This window comes from Pseudomonas sp. OST1909, from assembly GCF_015277575.1.
Taxonomy (GTDB): Bacteria; Pseudomonadota; Gammaproteobacteria; order Pseudomonadales; family Pseudomonadaceae; genus Aquipseudomonas; species Aquipseudomonas synxantha_A.
This window is the reverse complement of record NZ_CP063780.1, coordinates 4574071-4589585: the sequence shown is the minus strand read 5'-3', so window position 1 is coordinate 4589585 and position 15515 is coordinate 4574071. Positions and strand designations below refer to the sequence as shown.

At 62.0% G+C, this 15515-nt stretch carries 15 protein-coding genes; 5 read left to right on the top strand and 10 right to left on the bottom strand.

What is annotated here, in order from left to right; genetic code table 11:
- Window positions 1-28 precede the first annotated feature (28 nt).
- Genes dsbG through dsbD form a run of 3 tightly spaced genes read right to left on the bottom strand, consistent with a single transcriptional unit; the run spans window position 29 to window position 3338 of the window.
- Complete coding sequence (dsbG, locus tag IH404_RS19845; RefSeq protein ID WP_032880097.1) at window positions 29-790, bottom strand: thiol:disulfide interchange protein DsbG; 762 nt, start codon at window positions 788-790, stop codon at window positions 29-31.
- Window positions 766-1611: a TlpA disulfide reductase family protein gene (locus IH404_RS19840; RefSeq protein ID WP_005789983.1), complete on the bottom strand. Its 846-nt coding sequence runs from the start codon at window positions 1609-1611 to the stop codon at window positions 766-768. The genes dsbG and IH404_RS19840 overlap by 25 nt, the downstream gene beginning before the upstream one ends.
- Window positions 1611-3338 (bottom strand): protein-disulfide reductase DsbD, encoded by a 1728-nt coding sequence (gene dsbD / locus IH404_RS19835; RefSeq protein ID WP_194438847.1) that lies wholly within the window; start codon window positions 3336-3338, stop codon window positions 1611-1613. Before dsbD ends, IH404_RS19840 begins: the two co-directional genes overlap by 1 nt.
- A gap of 176 nt (window positions 3339-3514) precedes the next feature.
- Between dsbD and IH404_RS19830 the strand changes: the two genes are divergently transcribed.
- The 5 genes from IH404_RS19830 (at window position 3515) to IH404_RS19810 (ending at window position 8289) form a co-directional block, all read left to right on the top strand.
- Window positions 3515-4195, top strand: coding sequence for a response regulator (locus IH404_RS19830; protein WP_005789979.1), 681 nt, complete (start codon window positions 3515-3517; stop codon window positions 4193-4195).
- Entirely contained in the window at window positions 4195-5514 is a 1320-nt protein-coding gene (locus IH404_RS19825) for an ATP-binding protein (RefSeq protein WP_005789977.1), read from the top strand. The genes IH404_RS19830 and IH404_RS19825 overlap by 1 nt, the downstream gene beginning before the upstream one ends.
- A gap of 123 nt (window positions 5515-5637) precedes the next feature.
- Window positions 5638-6405, top strand: a complete 768-nt coding sequence (locus IH404_RS19820) for an N-acetylmuramoyl-L-alanine amidase (RefSeq protein WP_005789975.1) — start codon at window positions 5638-5640, stop codon at window positions 6403-6405.
- Between the two features lie 179 nt (window positions 6406-6584).
- A complete protein-coding gene (locus tag IH404_RS19815; RefSeq protein ID WP_005789974.1) occupies window positions 6585-7982 on the top strand; it encodes an aspartate aminotransferase family protein in 1398 nt (465 codons plus the stop codon).
- 82 nt (window positions 7983-8064) lie between these two features.
- The gene (locus IH404_RS19810; protein WP_005789972.1) at window positions 8065-8289 is read left to right on the top strand and encodes an MbtH family protein; all 225 of its coding nucleotides are present in this window, start codon (window positions 8065-8067) and stop codon (window positions 8287-8289) included.
- 410 nt (window positions 8290-8699) lie between these two features.
- Here the strand turns inward: IH404_RS19810 and IH404_RS19805 are convergent, their stop codons facing one another.
- The 7 genes from IH404_RS19805 to minC all read right to left on the bottom strand — a co-directional run bounded on the left by IH404_RS19805 (window position 8700) and on the right by minC (window position 15477).
- Window positions 8700-10877, bottom strand: coding sequence for a mechanosensitive ion channel domain-containing protein (locus IH404_RS19805; RefSeq protein WP_005789970.1), 2178 nt, complete (start codon window positions 10875-10877; stop codon window positions 8700-8702).
- A gap of 72 nt (window positions 10878-10949) precedes the next feature.
- Window positions 10950-11126, bottom strand: coding sequence for a hypothetical protein (locus IH404_RS19800; RefSeq protein WP_005789968.1), 177 nt, complete (start codon window positions 11124-11126; stop codon window positions 10950-10952).
- 153 nt (window positions 11127-11279) lie between these two features.
- On the bottom strand, window positions 11280-12569 hold the full coding sequence (locus IH404_RS19795; RefSeq protein WP_005789967.1) for a M18 family aminopeptidase: 1290 nt from the start codon (window positions 12567-12569) through the stop codon (window positions 11280-11282).
- A 171-nt stretch (window positions 12570-12740) separates the two neighbouring features.
- Window positions 12741-13376: an RluA family pseudouridine synthase gene (locus tag IH404_RS19790; RefSeq protein ID WP_005789965.1), complete on the bottom strand. Its 636-nt coding sequence runs from the start codon at window positions 13374-13376 to the stop codon at window positions 12741-12743.
- Between the two features lie 93 nt (window positions 13377-13469).
- Window positions 13470-13724, bottom strand: a complete 255-nt coding sequence (gene minE / locus IH404_RS19785; RefSeq protein WP_003175252.1) for a cell division topological specificity factor MinE — start codon at window positions 13722-13724, stop codon at window positions 13470-13472.
- Window positions 13725-13727: 3 nt separating this feature from the next.
- Entirely contained in the window at window positions 13728-14540 is an 813-nt protein-coding gene (gene minD, locus IH404_RS19780) for a septum site-determining protein MinD (RefSeq protein ID WP_003192835.1), read from the bottom strand.
- 199 nt (window positions 14541-14739) lie between these two features.
- On the bottom strand, window positions 14740-15477 hold the full coding sequence (gene minC / locus IH404_RS19775) for a septum site-determining protein MinC (RefSeq protein ID WP_005789962.1): 738 nt from the start codon (window positions 15475-15477) through the stop codon (window positions 14740-14742).
- Between the last annotated feature and the right edge of the window lie 38 nt (window positions 15478-15515).

The following is a 15515-nucleotide window of genomic DNA, read 5'->3' as shown; positions in this document are numbered from 1 at the left end:
CCTGCGATGGCACCTGCGAGGGCGGCGCTTATTTTGGCCCGAGAATCTTCACTAACTTCTCCGGCGAAGGCGCCCCCTGTTGTTGCTGCAACCCGCCTTTATCATCCAGATAGAAAATCGCCGGCGTCGCCGACAACTCCAGTTCATCCATCAACTTCATATTGGCATCGAGCTTGGCCTCGACCTCGGCCGGGATCTTTTCCAGCGCCTTGAGTTTGCTGCCCTTGCCGGCGGCTTCGTGTTCTTGCAGGGCTTTTTGCGGGTCTTTGGCGGCGAGCAGGGCGGCGGATTTGCCTGGGCTGTCTTCGCGGATGATGCCGACCATGATGTGGCGCAGCTGCACCTTGCCGGCCTTGACCCACGGGCGCGCCTGTTCCCAGAACATGTTGCAGTAGGGGCAGTTGGGGTCGCTGAACAGGTAGACGGTGCGCGGGGCGTTTTTGTCGCCGTCCTGGATCCAGCTGCTTTTTTCCATCTTGGCCCAGACTTCCTTGGCCATGGGTGCGTACACCAGTTTTTCCAGAGGCGCGGTGCTCAGGTCATTGCCCTGGGCGTCGTACAGGTTGCCGGCGATCACGTTTTTGCCGTCGGCGGTCAGGTACAGGGCCATGCCACGGTTCTGGTACTGGGCGGCGTAGCCGGTGAGGCCGCTGGGGGCATCGAATTTACCGATGATCCTGGCGCCCTTGGCTTCGATCTGTTTGATCGGCGCCGGCCAGTCTTCGGCCTGGGCCAGGGAGGCGGCGAGCGTCAAGGGCAGCAGGGTCAGCAGGTGGCGGAGGCGAGGCATGTCGGTTTCCTTGTCGTGGTGTCATCGAAGGGTTCCATGGCGCGGGCCAGGCTGGCTTCGGAGAGTTCGCCCAGGTGGCTGTTGATCAGGCGCCCATCGGCTTGGTAGAACAGCGTGGTCGGCAGGGCCATGGAGCCCACGGCTTGGCCGAGGCGGCCGCTGGCGTCGAACAGCATGTTGTCCAGGTTCAGGCCCTGGGTGGCCAGGTAGGTGCTGACGCTTTGCATGCTCTCGGCCTGGTTGACGAACAGAAAGGTCACGTCGGGGCGCATACGCTGGGCGTTTTCCAGCACGGGCATTTCGCGCCGGCACGGCGGGCACCAGGTGGCCCACAGGTTGATCACCAGCGGGCCACCCTGGTAATCCGCCAGTTGCACCACCTCGCCATTGGCGTTGCGCAGGGTGATGTCCGGCAGGCGCGTGCCTTTTTCATACAGGCTGAGGGAAAGGCTGGCCATGCCCCAGAACAACAGACCGGTGATCACCCCGGCGCTGAGCGGCTTGCGCAGGGCCGGGCGACGCCAGCCATACGCCAGCGCGCCGAGGATCAGCACAATAATCCCGGGCCAGGCGAGGAAACCACCGTCACGCAAGTCGACCATCTCCACCCAGTCGTTGCTGTAATAACTCCAGTACATCAGCACGAAGCTGACGCGGGCGGCCAACATGCCCAGCAGGAACAGGCTGAACAGCACCGATTCGGGGTTCTCACCGCCACGCTTGGCCACGCGCCAGCCCACCAGGGTGGCGAGAATCAGCGCGCTGATCAGCAGGATGTGATTCAGGGCGATGGCGAATGTGCCGATGGTCAGGGTCAACATCAGCGCGCGTCTCGGGTTTGCGTCCAGCGTTGCAGGAAGGCGGCGGCATCCACTTCGCCGGTGATGCGTTGGGCGCGACGTTCATCACCGTCCGGGCCGATCCACACGAAGCTCGGTGGCCCCGGCACCTTGTAGCGGCCCAGCAGTTCGCGGCTGGCAGCGTTGTCGGCGGTGACGTCCAGGCGTAGCAGGCGCACGTCTTTGAGCGCGTCCATCACCTCGGGTTTGCCGAACACCTGTTTTTCCATGATCTTGCACGACACGCACCAGTCAGCGTAATAGTCCAGCAGCACCCATTGGCCCTGGGCCTTGGCGCTGTCGAGCTGGCTTTGCAGCACGGCCGGGTCATTGATGGTGGTGAAGGCATCGTGAGCGCTCGGTGCACCGGCGACCTTTGAGCCGCTGTAAACCTTCAACGGTTGCCACAGCTCATCGCTGCCACCGGCTGCGCCCACCACCAGTATCGCGCCCCACAGGCCCAGCACCAGGGAACCTGCGCCGAACACCTTGGCGGCCAGGCCGAACTCACGGGCCAGTGTCCAGCCGCAGTACGCCATCACCAGCGCCAACGCACCCCACAGGCCGATCCACAGGCTGTCGCCGACCACTGGGCGAATCATCAGCACGGCGGTGCCCAGGAACAGGAAGCCGAAGATACCCTTGAGCACGTTCATCCAGGTGCCCGGCTTGGGCAGGAAGCGATTGCCCACGGTCACCAGCAGCAACAGCGGAATGCCGATACCGATGCCCATGGCGAACAGGATCAGGCCACCGTGCAGCGCATTGCCGCTCTGGGCGATATACAGCAGGGCGCCGGCCAGGGGCGCGGTCATGCACGGGCCCACCAGCAGGCCGGACAGCGCGCCGAGCACACCAGCACCCACCAGGCTGCCACCGCTTTGCTGGCGGCTGACGTTATCGAGACGGTCGCGCAGGAAGGCGGGCAACTGCAATTCAAAGAAGCCGAACATCGGCAGAGCCAGCAGCACGAACAGCGCGGCAAAACTGCCGAGGATCCACGGGGTTTGCAGCAGCGCGGCGAGGTTGGCGCCAAGCAGCGCGGCCATCACACCCAGGCCCGCATACACCAGTGCCATGCACACCACGTAGCTACCGGCCAGGGCAAAACCACGGCGCGGGCTGGCGCCACTGCTCACCACCAGGCCGGCGAGAATCGGCAGCATCGGCAGCGAGCAGGGCGCAAACGCCAACAACAGGCCCAGGCCAAAGAATATCAGCAGGCTCCAGCCCAGGCTGCGTTGTTGCAGGCCGCTGGCCAGGCTTTGGTCCTGGGCCTGCGCGGTAGCGGCTACGGCCGGGTTGCCGCCCAGGTCCACGGTGATCGACTGCGGTGGATAACACAGGCCTGCATCGGCACAGCCCTGCCAGCCCAGCTTGACCTTGCCGGTGGCGCCGGCCGGGATCTTCACTTCCAGGCCCTGGCGATACACTTGCTGTTCGCCGAAGAACTCATCGCTATGGGCTTCACCCTGGGGCAGCACGGGTTGTTCGGCCAAACCGTCGAACTTCATGCGTTGCTGGTACAGGTAGTAACCGTCGGCTATCTGCCAATACAGTTGGGTTTCGCCACTTTCAAGACGTTCGGAGGTAAAGGTGAAGGCTTTGCCCACCGGGAGAAAGTCGGGTTTGGTTTCGAAGGGGTTGCCCGGCGCTGCCTGGGCGAATCCCGCGAACAACACCAGCAGAAAGGTAAACAGATGCCGCATGGTCAAGCCTTAGTTCGATGCAAGTGAGGCACACAATGTGTGGCGCTGATTAACCGATGATTAACCGGCGCTATTCTAGAGTGTAGGGATAATCTGATGTTGTTAACTTTAGCGGCATAATGCGCGCTTAATCTGGCACTTTTCTAATCACCCCCATCTTTCATGAAGGGTTCAGCATGCACGTACTGGTCTGTGAAGACGACGAACTGATCGCCAGCGGTATCGTGGCCGGCCTCGGTGCCCAGGGCTTTACGGTCGAGCGCGTGGCCACGGCCGCAGCCGCCAGGGCGATGCTCAAGGCCGCAGCGTTCGACATCATGGTGCTCGACCTCGGCCTGCCTGACGAAGATGGCCTCAAGCTGCTGCAACAACAGCGCAGCCAGGGCCTGGAAATTCCCGTGCTGATCCTCACCGCGCGGGACTCGGTGACCAACCGCGTCGACGGCCTGCAAGCGGGCGCCGATGACTACCTGCTCAAGCCCTTCGACCTGCGCGAACTCGCCGCCCGCCTGCAAACCCTGTTGCGCCGGGTGGCGGGGCGCAGTGTCAATCTCATCGAGCACGGCCGCCTGGCCTACGACCCCAGCAGCCGCGAGACCTTCCTGGATGGCCAGCCGGTGGACCTGTCCCGTCGCGAACAGGCGCTGTTGCAGGCGCTGCTGCACAACAAGGGCCGTGTGTTGTCCAGCGAGCAGCTCAAGGACAGCATCTACGGATTCAGCGATGAGCTGGAAAGCAACGCGCTCAACGTGCATATCCATCACCTGCGGCGCAAGTTGGGCAATGGCATCGTCGAGACCGTCAGGGGCTTGGGCTATCGCCTGGGGCCGGCTGATGCAGGAGAGAACACTCAGTGATGAGCTTGCGCCTGCGCCTGACGTTCAAGCTGGGCGCCGCTTTTGTGCTGATCTGGGTGCTGGCGGCCGCCTGGATGCTCAATGACTTGCGCAACCAGATGATGTTTTCCCTCGACCAGCGCCTGGTGGCCTCGGCGCGCATGGTAGCCGGGCTCACCGAGCAGATGCCGGGTCTGGCCAGCGTCAGCGGTGGTGCACATTTGCGCACCGAGCAATTGAATGTGCCGGGGGGCATGGCCTGCCAGGTCAGTTCCTTGCGCGGCGAGATCCTGGCACGCAGCCACACGACCCCGGATGAAGGTCTGGAGTCGCGCAGGAGTGGTTTTCGTGACCAGATGATCGATGGTGTGGGTTGGCGCAGTTTCACCCTGTCCCGGGGTGACCTGCTGATCACCACCGCAGACCGCCAGGTGGAGCGTGAGGCACTCAACCTGTCGATCCTGCTGGCGGCATCGGTACCGGTCGGCGTGGCATTGCTCGGTTGCCTGTGCCTGTTGTGGCTGGGCATCGGCCAGAGCCTGGTGCCGCTCAATCGTATGCGCGACGCCTTGATGCGCCGCAGCGCCGACTCTCTCGAACCCTTGCAGATTCACCCGTTGCCCAGCGAGCTCAAGCCGTTGCTCGACACCCAGAACCAACTGTTGCAGCGCATCGCCAAGACCATTGAGCGCGAGCGCCGCCTGACCGGTGACGCGGCCCATGAACTGCGCAGCCCGTTGACGGCAATCAAGACCCACCTGCAAGTGGCGCGCATGACCGAAGGCGCGGCGCGCGATCAGTCGCTGGCGCACGCCGAGGAGGGCGCCGACCGCTTGCATCGCACGCTGGAGCAGTTGTTGCTGTTGGCGCGGGTGGAGGGCAGCTTGTCGTTTGACGATGGCTTGCAGTCCAGTGCCGAAGAAGTCGCCAGGTTGGCGATCCAGGACGCCAATGCCGGTGACAATTCCCGTATCGATCTTATTCTTGCGCCGGACCTCTCCCACGTTCCGGTAGAAATGCCCGTAGGCCTCGCCGTCGCGGCCTTGCGTAACCTGCTGGACAACGCCTTGCGCCATACCCCCGCCGATACCCGCGTGGAACTGCACGTGTTTTCTACCCCGGATAACGTGGTGTTCCGCGTGCGTGACCATGGCAAGCAGATCTCCAGCGAAGACCTGCAATACCTTACCCAGCGCTTCTGGCGTAATGGCAACAGCGAAGGCTGCGGCCTGGGCCTGGCGATCGTGCAGGCGATTGTGCAGCGCTGCGCCTGCTCGCTTGCGTTCGACAGCCAGCCGGACGGCTTGCGGGTTGAGCTGGGTATGCCGCTGCGCCGCTGAACCTTGCTTTTCATGTGTCAAGTAATTACCGCCCGCCTGACATTCAACCCTTCAGGATGGCGGTAATTTTTTTGCGCTTGAACGGGCCGAATGATTCGGCCTGAAATGAAAAGGATGGCTCTTATGTTGGTTATCGACACCAGTTTCCCTGCCAGGGATTTCAACGACCGCCAAGGCGAATCCGTGCAGCAGGTTATCCTGCACTACACCGCGGCGCCTTTTGCTTCGTCCCTGCGTACCCTTACGCAACATGGCGTCAGCGCCCACTATCTGCTGCCCGACCCCGATGAATCCAGCTACCGCGCTGCTGGTTATGAAGAGTTGCGCGTGTTTCGCCTGGTGGATGAGGACAAACGCGCCTGGCACGCAGGGGTGAGCCATTGGGCGGGGAGGGACGACCTCAATAGCCGCTCGATTGGCGTTGAAATCGTCAACCTGGCGCGGGATGACGCGGGGGTATTTACCTTTCCCGAATACCCCGAAGCACAGATCGATGTACTGATTGCATTGGTTCGCGACGTGCTTGCACGTTATCCGCAGGTCGGCCCGACTGACCTGCTCGGGCATTCGGATGTGGCCTATTGGCGCAAGAGTGATCCGGGGCCGCGGCTGCCCTGGCGTGTTCTGCATGAGGCCGGTATTGGGGCCTGGTTTGATGAGCCCACACGGGCGATGTACCAGCGCCGCTTTTGTGTCGGCTTGCCGCCAGAGGTTGAGGTGGAGCGGGCGTTTCAGCGTTTTGGCTACAAGCCCGCGCAGAATCGCCGAGCCTTTGAACAGCGCACCCGGGCGTTCCAGATGCACTTTCGGGCCAGGGATTATTGCGGGTTCCTGGATGCAGAGAGCTGCGCGATCTTGTATGCACTGAACGACAAATATCGCGGGCTATGAAGTGTGGGAGGGGGCTTGCTCCCACATTTGCATCTTCATTCATCAGTTATCGATCACCGCCCCCTAAATCCTGTTCTAGCTGATGCGTTTCCAGAACAGGAAATCCGTGCGCATGCCCTTGGGCCAGCCGCCAACGGATCGGCAGTTTGGTCATCATCAGCGTATTGAGGGATCGAGAGATGTCAGTCGCTACCAGCCGTATCGAAGACGCCCTGGCGCCTGCGGAAACGCTCTACCAGTTTGACGAAACCCCGCTGCTGGCCCGCCAGCGCCAGCAGGAGTCCAACGCCCGCAGCTACCCGCGGCGTATCCCCCTGGCGCTCAAACGCGCCAAGGGCCTGTATGTGGAAGACGTCGAGGGGCGGCGTTTCATCGACTGCCTGGCCGGTGCCGGCACCCTGGCGCTGGGGCATAACCACCCGGTGGTGATCCAGGCGATCCAGCAAGTCTTGAGCGACGAGCTGCCACTGCACACCCTGGACCTGACCACACCGGTCAAGGATCAGTTCGTGCAGGACCTGTTCGGCTTGCTGCCATCGGAACTGGCGCGGGAAGCGAAAATCCAGTTCTGCGGCCCCACCGGCACTGATGCGGTGGAAGCCGCGTTGAAGCTGGTGCGCACCGCCACCGGGCGCAGCACTGTGCTGTCGTTCCAGGGCGCTTATCACGGCATGAGCCAGGGGGCGTTGAGTTTGATGGGCAGCCTGGGGCCGAAGAGGCCGCTGGGGGCGTTGCTGGGCAATGGTGTGCAGTTCCTGCCATTCCCGTATGACTACCGCTGCCCGTTCGGGCTGGGCGGCGCCCAGGGTGTGCGGGCCAACCTGCACTACCTGGAAAACCTGCTCAACGATCCCGAAGCCGGGGTGGTGCTGCCGGCGGCGGTGATTGTCGAAGTGATTCAGGGTGAAGGCGGCGTGATCCCTGCCGATCTCGATTGGTTGCGTGGCTTAAGGCGTATCACCGCGCAAGCGGGGGTGGCGCTGATCGTCGATGAAATCCAGAGCGGCTTTGGGCGTACCGGCAAGATGTTTGCCTTCGAACACGCCGGCATCATTCCGGATGTGGTGGTGATGTCCAAGGCCATTGGCGGCAGCCTGCCGCTGGCGGTGGTGGTGTATCGCGACTGGCTCGACACCTGGCTGCCGGGTGCCCATGCCGGGACGTTCCGCGGCAACCAGATGGCGATGGCGGCGGGCTCGGCGGTGATGCGCTACCTCAAGGATCACGACTTGGCCAGTCATGCGGCGGCCATGGGCGAGCGTCTGTGCGAGCATCTGCGCATCCTGCAGCGCGACTTCCCGCAGCTGGGGGATATCCGTGGCCGTGGGCTGATGCTGGGGGTGGAGCTGGTGGATCCGACGGGCCCGCTTGATAGCCTGGGGCACCCGCCGGTGCATCGCCTGCTGGCACCGCTGGTGCAGCGTGAGTGCCTCAAGCGCGGGCTGATCCTGGAGATGGGCGGGCGCCATGGCGGCGTGGTGCGCTTTCTGCCACCGCTGGTGATCACCGCGGCCGAAGTCGACCAGGTGGCCGAGATCTTCGGGCGCGCCTTGGCGGCGGCGGTTGCCGGCGTTTAATTTTTGCGGTGCCTGGTACGTTTCTACAGATATCAGCGCTGCGCGTGGTGCGCAGCCAGCCGTTGAGCGATGGAGAACAGCAATGACCTCAGTATTTGACCGCGACGACATCCTGTTTCAGGTAGTGGTCAACCACGAAGAGCAGTATTCGATCTGGCCTGACTACAAGGCTGTGCCTGAAGGCTGGCGTACTGTGGGCAAGAGTGGCATGAAGAAGGAGTGCCTGGCGTATATCGAGGAAGTGTGGACGGACATGCGTCCGTTGAGCTTGCGCCAGAAGATGGACGCTGTTGCACTGACTAACTGATTCACCATTGATCCAATGTGGGAGGGGCGGTGCGACGATTCGATTTGCCCCCGATGGCGGCCTCAGGGCCGACCAGGATGTTGGATCATACCGAGTACATATCCGTTGTTTGGGTAACGGCCACTGTTGGTTCCGCTCTTACAGCGGCTCACTTTTGAAAAGAGCGCAAAAGTAAGCAAAACGCTCTTGCCCCACCACTCGGCACCTCGCTAATGCTCGGTGTGCCCTCACTCCGGCTTGAATCCGTGGGCCGCCGCCACGCGCCATCCATGGCGCGGGGCGGCTAACCCGGCGTCCTGCCGGGTTACCCACGGATTCAAGCCTGCGTTCGGCCAGCGTGGTTTAACGGGGCGCCTCAGATCAAAAGCAGATCAAGAGCGGCTCGCTTCGCATTGTGGTTACCTGTGGGGCTACAGCGTTGTGTTGGGTTGCGGGTCCTTTTCCTGCACGCTGCCTGCCGTCACTACCTGCACACTCAAGCGCGGCGTTGCCAGGTCGAGCCCGGCTTCATCCAGGTGCCGCTTGAGCGAGAGGTTGAACGCTCGCGAGACTTCCCACTGCTTGATCGGCGCGGTCTTGAAGCGTGCGCGCAGGATCGCGCTGCCGGACTCGAAACTCTCCACGCCCTGGATCTCCAGTGGCGACCAGATATTGCGGCGTTGCAGCGGGTCGTTGCGCATGGCGTGGCCGACATCGCGCATCAGCTTGATCGCGTCGTCGATTTCCATGTTGTAGGGGATTGCCACCCGGAAGATCGCGTAGCCGAACTCTCGGGAGTAGTTCTTGATGCTCTTGATCTCGCTGAACGGGATGGTGTGCACGATGCCGTCGATATCGCGCAGGCGCACGGTGCGGATGGTCAGGCCCTCCACCGTACCCAGGTGGCCGCCGACGTCCACGTAGTCGTCGATGGCCAGGGAGTCTTCGATGATGATGAACAAGCCGGTGATCAAGTCCGCTACCAGCGACTGCGCACCAAAGCCGATGGCGATACCGATCACACCCGCACCGGCCAGCAATGGGGTGACGTTCATGCCCATGTTCGCCAGGGCCACGATGGCGGCGATGATGAAGATGGTCACGAACAGCACGTTGCGGATCAGCGGCATCATGGTTTGCGCACGCGCGTTGGCCAGGCCCTTGCGTGAGCGGGTCAGAGCGTGGTGGATTGCGGTGTCGCTGAGGATCCAGATCAGCCAGGCGAACAGCAAGGTGCCACCGAGGCCGAACAGCTTCACGGCTATTTCATGGCCGTCACCCTCGGTAAAGCGAATCATCGACAGGCCCCACACCCGCAGCCCCAACTCGATAAACGCCAGCCACACCACCAGGTGCACCAGGGTGTAGACAAACCCTTTGAGGCGTTCGGAGTACAGCGCATGGCGTTTGTGCCCGCGCTGCGGCTTGAGGGCGTGGCGGCGCACCAGGCCGTTGATCACCATGCACAACACCAGCAGCACCGTGCACAGCAGCGACTGGCGCAGCGCAGTGCTGGTGTCGCCGGCCGACAGGAAGGTCGCGAACAGTGAAATACCTACCAGCAGCAAGGCCGGGATGTACCAGAAGGTACCGATGATCGACAGGGTGTCGGTGAGGGCGCGGCGGGTCAGGCGGCGCGACAGCGGCTGGTTGCGGATCAGGTGTGCAATCGGTCGGCGGAAACGCAGGATAAATACGCCGGTGGACAGCGCCGCCATTACATTGGCCACGGTTGCGGCGGTGTGGGCCAGGTGCTGGCCGAGCGCCTCGACCAGGCGCGGATCGCTCAAGGCTTCACCGAAGGCGGCGAAGCTGCCGATCCACCACAGCGGGCGGAACGCCTGATGACGCAGGATATACAGGGCGCGGTGGCGGTGCGGGCCGTCGAGTACGGAGAAGGCAATTACGCAGATTGCCGAAAAACAGGTGCCGACCACCAAGGCATAAGCCAGCACCATCGCCAGGGATTTGCCCAGGGAGGAAGGCAGGGCGTAGCTCAGGTAAACCGTGATCACCAGGGCGATCAACCAGGGGCCCAGCTTGCGCAGGGCAAAGCGCAGCATGTCCCAGGTGCGCGGGTGTTGCGGCAACTCTTCGGGCAGGCCGAAACGCTCGCGTACCCGGTGGCTGAGCCAGATCAGCGCGGCGGCCAGCAGGCTCCACACTGCCAGGATCACGGCAAAACCAAAGATGATCGGCAGCCATTCGTTGGCCGGCAGCATCAGCGCGCCCAGTTCATCCTTGGCCAGGTCGACTTCATTGGACCAGCGCCCCAATGGGCTGTCGGCGCCGGAAAACTGCTGTTCAAAGCCCGACAGCGTGCTGCCGATCAACCCGAGCACACCTTGCTCTGTCGCGGGTTGGGCCTTTTGCGTGGCGGCGCGCAGCTTTTTCAGGTCGCTCAGCAGCTGGGTGCGCTGTTGGTCGTTTTCGAGGGTCTTGATCACCTCGTCCAGCGACTGCCCCAGGGGCACTTCAGCCTGGGGTTGGGTCTTGCTGGAACCACCCAGCATTCCGGGCAAGCCTACGGCTTGGGCGGATGACAGCGGCAGCAGCGTGAGCAGGGCGATCAGCAGGTAGCAGGGCAGGGCAAACAGACGGGAAAGCACGAGGCGGTCAACCTTCAAAGCAACGAATTGACCGAGTGTACGAGGCCGCTATCCCCAATGCGAGCGCATTTGTCATTGCGCCAGTTTGGCGAGGATCTTGTAGACCACGGTGCCCAGGATCAGCAGCATACCAATCCACATGCCGAACACGCCGAGGGGCTTATCGCGAAAGTTGAAGCCGACCGCGAGCATGATCATGCCGATCACGATGGGGATAAGCATGGCGTGGAACGAGGACATTGAAATCATGGGAGCAATAGCCTTGTCGCAGTGGAAGTTTTGACAAGTCTAGGCGCGATTGCAGGAAGTGCAGGTGATACAAGTCAGTTTGGCAGTACATCTAACCAAATGTGGGAGGGAGCAAGCCCCCTCCCACATTTCGATCACATTTTGCCCGTCAAATCAGGGCAGATCGCGGCTCGCATAAAACGCACCCAGCACCTTCACCAGATGCGCCAGGTCATGGCTGCCGCACAGCTCTCGAATGGAGTGCATGGCAAACGTCGGCAAGCCGATATCCACGGTGCGTACACCCAGGTGGCTGGCGGTGATCGGGCCGATGGTCGAGCCGCAGCCCATGTCACTGCGCACCACAAAGCTTTGTACCGGCACTTCCTCGGCCATGCACAGGTGACGGAAGAACCCGGCGGTTTCGCTGTTGGTGGCGTAGCGCTGGTTGCTGTTGACCTTGATCACAGGGCCGGCATTGAGTTTCGGACCGTGGTTGGCGTCGTGCTTCTCGGCGTAGTTGGGGTGCACGCCGTGGGCGTTGTCCGCCGATACCAGCAGTGATTTCTGAATGGTGCGTACAAACTCATCACCTTCAGGCAACAGGCGGCGCAGGGTCTGCTCCAGCATCGGGCCATCGGCGCCGCAGGCCGAGCAGGAGCCGACTTCTTCGTGATCGTTGCATACCAGTACGCAGGTTTCGTCGGTCTCGCTGGTCAGCAAGGCTTGCAGGCCGGCGTAGCACGACAGCAGGTTGTCCAGGCGCGCACCGGCGATGAAATCGCCATTGAGGCCGATGACCGCCGCGCTTTGGGTGTCGTAGAAGCTCAGCTCGTAGTCGAGCACCACATCAGCGTTCAGCCCATGCTCGCGGGCCAACTGCTCGGTGAGCACGGCGCGAAAGTCCACGCGTTCGTCACCGGCAAATTGCGCAAGGATCGGCGGCAGCTCGGTCTGGGCATTGATCGCCCAACCCTGGTTGGCCTCACGGTTCAGGTGAATGGCCAGGTTGGGAATAATGGCGATCGGCAGCTTGAAGTCGATTAGCTGGCTTTCGACCTTGCCGTCGCGGCGGAAGGTGACGCGGCCTGCCAGGGACAGGTCGCGGTCGAACCACGGCGCCAGCAGCGCACCGCCGTAGACTTCCACGCCCAACTGCCAGAAGCCCTGGCGTTGCAGCTCAGGCTGGGGCTTGACCCGCAGGCACGGGCTGTCGGTGTGGGCGCCGACCAGGCGGATGCCGCCCTGCAACGGCGAGTGGCGACCGAGCTTGAAGGCGATGATCGAGGAGTCGTTGCGGGTCACGTAATAGCGACCATTGGCCTCGGTGGCCCAGGTGTCGCGCTCGTCGAGACGCTGGTAACCGGCCGCTTCCAGGCGCTGGGCGAGGGCCGCAGTGGCATGAAAAGGAGTAGGGGAGGCCTTGAGGAAGTCGATCAGGCCTTGATTCAACGCTTCGCGCATAAATAGCTCCAGACAGCAATGCGCGGAGTTTACCGTTCGATGGCCAGAAGTGCACAGAACAAATGTGGGAGGGGGCTTGCTCCCGATTGCGGTGTGTCAGTGAGCAAATACAGTGACTGACACTCCGCCATCGGGGGCAAGCCCCCTCCCACATTTACCCGTGTTCGCAGCTTAAAAGGGGGCAGGGCACTCGAAGCGCAAGCGCTCGCCGCTTTGTGGATGGGTGAAACTGAGCATGCTTGCGTGCAGGCACAGCCGCGGCCAGGCAGCCAACGCTTGTTCATGGGCATACAAGCCATCACCCAGTAACGGATGCCCGATGGACAGCATATGCACACGCAACTGATGCGAGCGCCCGGTGATCGGCGTCAGTTCCACGCGGCACCAGTCGCCACAACGCTCCAGCACTTTCCAGAAGGTCAGGGCGTGCTTGCCGAACTCGTGGTCGACCACATGGCGGGGCTTGGTCGGCGGGTCGTAGCGCAACGGCAGGTCGATGCTGCCGCTGTCCAGTTCCGGTTGGCCCCAGGCCAGGGCGGTGTAGGCTTTTTCGGTTTCACGGTCGTGAAACTGGCGGGACAGCTCGCGATGGGTGTCGGCGTCCCGGGCCAGCAGGATGATCCCCGAGGTTTCCCAGTCCAGGCGATGGACGATACGGGCTTCGGGGTAGCCGTTTTCCTGCAGGCGGGTGATCAGGCAGTCCTTGTTGTCGTCGGCGCGACCAGGCACCGAGAGCAGCAGGGTTGGCTTGTTCACCACCAGGACAGCGTCGTCCTGATGCAGGATATGAATATTGGACAGCGGCATTAAACAGCCTCGTAACAAACGCCAACGGCGGCTCGCCCACCTGGTTCCCGAAGGATCAAGGTGATCGAGCCGCCGTGGCGACCGCCCTTTCGATCAACGATCGGGCAGGGTGATATTGAGTTCCAGAATCGAGCAGCTGCCGTCATTTTCCAGAGCGACATGCACGTCATCGTTGCCGATATTGACGTACTTGCGGATCACCTCGACCAGTTCCTTCTGCAAGGCTGGCAGGTAATCCGGCGTGCTGCGTTGGCCGCGTTCGTGCGCCACGATGATCTGTAGACGCTCTTTCGCTACCGACGCGGTACTTGGCTTTTTGTTGGCGCGAAAGAAGTCGAGAAATTTCATTGTTTAGTTGCCTCCAAAGATACGCTCGAAGAATCCCTTCTTCTTGACATCGAGGAAGCGGTGTTCCACGGTCTTGCCCAGCAAGCGATCGACGGCATCGCTGTACGCCTGGCCGGCGTCGCTCTGGTCGTCAAGAATCACCGGCACGCCCTGGTTGGATGCCTTCAGCACGGCCTGGGATTCCGGAATCACGCCCAGCAGGGTCACGGCGAGGATTTCCTTCACGTCTTCAACGCCGAGCATCTCGCCATTGTTGACGCGCTCCGGGTTGTAGCGGGTGAGCAGCAGGTGTTCCTTGATCGGGTCCTGGCCTTCTTCGGCGCGCTTGGACTTGCTGGCCAAGAGGCCCAGCATACGGTCCGAGTCACGTACCGAGGAGACTTCCGGGTTGGTCACCACGATGGCTTCATCGGCGAAGTACATCGCCAGGTGAGCACCGGTTTCGATACCGGCCGGGGAATCGCACACCACGTATTCGAAGGTTTCCTTGAGCTCGGCGAGAACCTTGCCCACGCCTTCCTTGGTCAGCGCGTCTTTGTCGCGGGTCTGGCTGGCGGCCAGTACATACAGGTTCTCAAGGCGCTTGTCCTTGATCAGGGCCTGTTGCAGGTTGGCTTCGCCGTTCACCACGTTGACGAAGTCGTACACCACGCGGCGTTCGCAGCCCATGATCAGGTCGAGGTTACGCAAACCGACGTCGAAGTCGACGATGACTGTCTTGTGGCCGCGCAGTGCGAGGCCGGTACCGATAGCGGCGCTGGTGGTGGTCTTACCCACACCACCCTTGCCGGATGTAACCACGAGAATCTTGGCCAAGGTGTTTCACCCCTAAGGAAAAAGGACTTTCGGTCCCTGAAAAACATCTCTTGAAACTCGCTGCAGGCGGACAGCCTTTGTAGGAAAAAGATGGTGTTTCCGTAGGGAGACACCAACTTCCAAATATTCCTACACAAGTCTTGCCGGTTTCGCTTTGCTATCAGAGTCTAGAGATGCTTGGAAAATGCGGCAGTATCCGTTAAAGCCGGATGATGTTCAACACATCGCCCGACAGGTTGACCTGTACCGAAGCCCCCCACAGTGGATCGCGGCGCAAATCTTCGGAAACCTTGTACTGACCCGCGATGGAAACCAGCTCAGCGGTCAACTGCTGGCAGAAAATCCGTGCTCTGGTATCACCCTTGATGCCGGCGAGGGCACGTCCGCGCATCGGGCCGTATACATGGATGTTGCCATCGGCGAGAAGTTCCGCCCCGGGGCTGACCGAGGAGATCACCACCAGGTCGCCGCCCTGGGCGTAAATCTGCTGCCCGCCGCGTACCGGCGAGGTGATGATCTTTGTCGGCTTGATCGCAGGCTCGGGTGGTTTTTCCGGTTTTTTCTTCTCTTCACCGACCAGCGGTTCCAAGGGACGCTCGCGGGCACCGGACGGAGGCAGTACTGGCAGTTCAATGGCGATGGCGGCGGCAATGTCTTCGATGCGGCTGGCACGAATCGCCAGGGTGCGCAGGCCATGGGAGCGGCACACGCGCATCAGCCCGGGCAAATCAATCACGCCCTGGCCGGCCGGCAGCTTGTCCAGCGCCAGCACCAGCGGGGCGTTGTTGAAAAAGTTCGGCGCCAGGGCAACCTTGGCGGCCAGTTGGCGGTCCAGGGCATCAAGGTCATTGCGCGCCAGTTCCAGCACGGTAATGGCGAGCATGCTGCCTTTTAGCTGGAACACGGGATCTTGGTCTAGCGGTTCGGTTTGGCTCATGGTCGGCGAAAGCGGCTTGTCACGAAAAGTGTCGAGAC

Coding starts and splice junctions, on each gene's coding strand:
- dsbG (WP_032880097.1), bottom strand. CDS start 790: ATGCCTCGCCTCCGCCACCTGCTGACCCTGCTGCCCTTGACGCTCGCC.
- IH404_RS19840 (WP_005789983.1), bottom strand. CDS start 1,611: ATGTTGACCCTGACCATCGGCACATTCGCCATCGCCCTGAATCACATC.
- dsbD (WP_194438847.1), bottom strand. CDS start 3,338: ATGCGGCATCTGTTTACCTTTCTGCTGGTGTTGTTCGCGGGATTCGCC.
- IH404_RS19830 (WP_005789979.1), top strand. CDS start 3,515: ATGCACGTACTGGTCTGTGAAGACGACGAACTGATCGCCAGCGGTATC.
- IH404_RS19825 (WP_005789977.1), top strand. CDS start 4,195: ATGAGCTTGCGCCTGCGCCTGACGTTCAAGCTGGGCGCCGCTTTTGTG.
- IH404_RS19820 (WP_005789975.1), top strand. CDS start 5,638: ATGTTGGTTATCGACACCAGTTTCCCTGCCAGGGATTTCAACGACCGC.
- IH404_RS19815 (WP_005789974.1), top strand. CDS start 6,585: ATGTCAGTCGCTACCAGCCGTATCGAAGACGCCCTGGCGCCTGCGGAA.
- IH404_RS19810 (WP_005789972.1), top strand. CDS start 8,065: ATGACCTCAGTATTTGACCGCGACGACATCCTGTTTCAGGTAGTGGTC.
- IH404_RS19800 (WP_005789968.1), bottom strand. CDS start 11,126: ATGATTTCAATGTCCTCGTTCCACGCCATGCTTATCCCCATCGTGATC.
- IH404_RS19795 (WP_005789967.1), bottom strand. CDS start 12,569: ATGCGCGAAGCGTTGAATCAAGGCCTGATCGACTTCCTCAAGGCCTCC.
- IH404_RS19790 (WP_005789965.1), bottom strand. CDS start 13,376: ATGCCGCTGTCCAATATTCATATCCTGCATCAGGACGACGCTGTCCTG.
- minE (WP_003175252.1), bottom strand. CDS start 13,724: ATGAAATTTCTCGACTTCTTTCGCGCCAACAAAAAGCCAAGTACCGCG.
- minC (WP_005789962.1), bottom strand. CDS start 15,477: ATGAGCCAAACCGAACCGCTAGACCAAGATCCCGTGTTCCAGCTAAAA.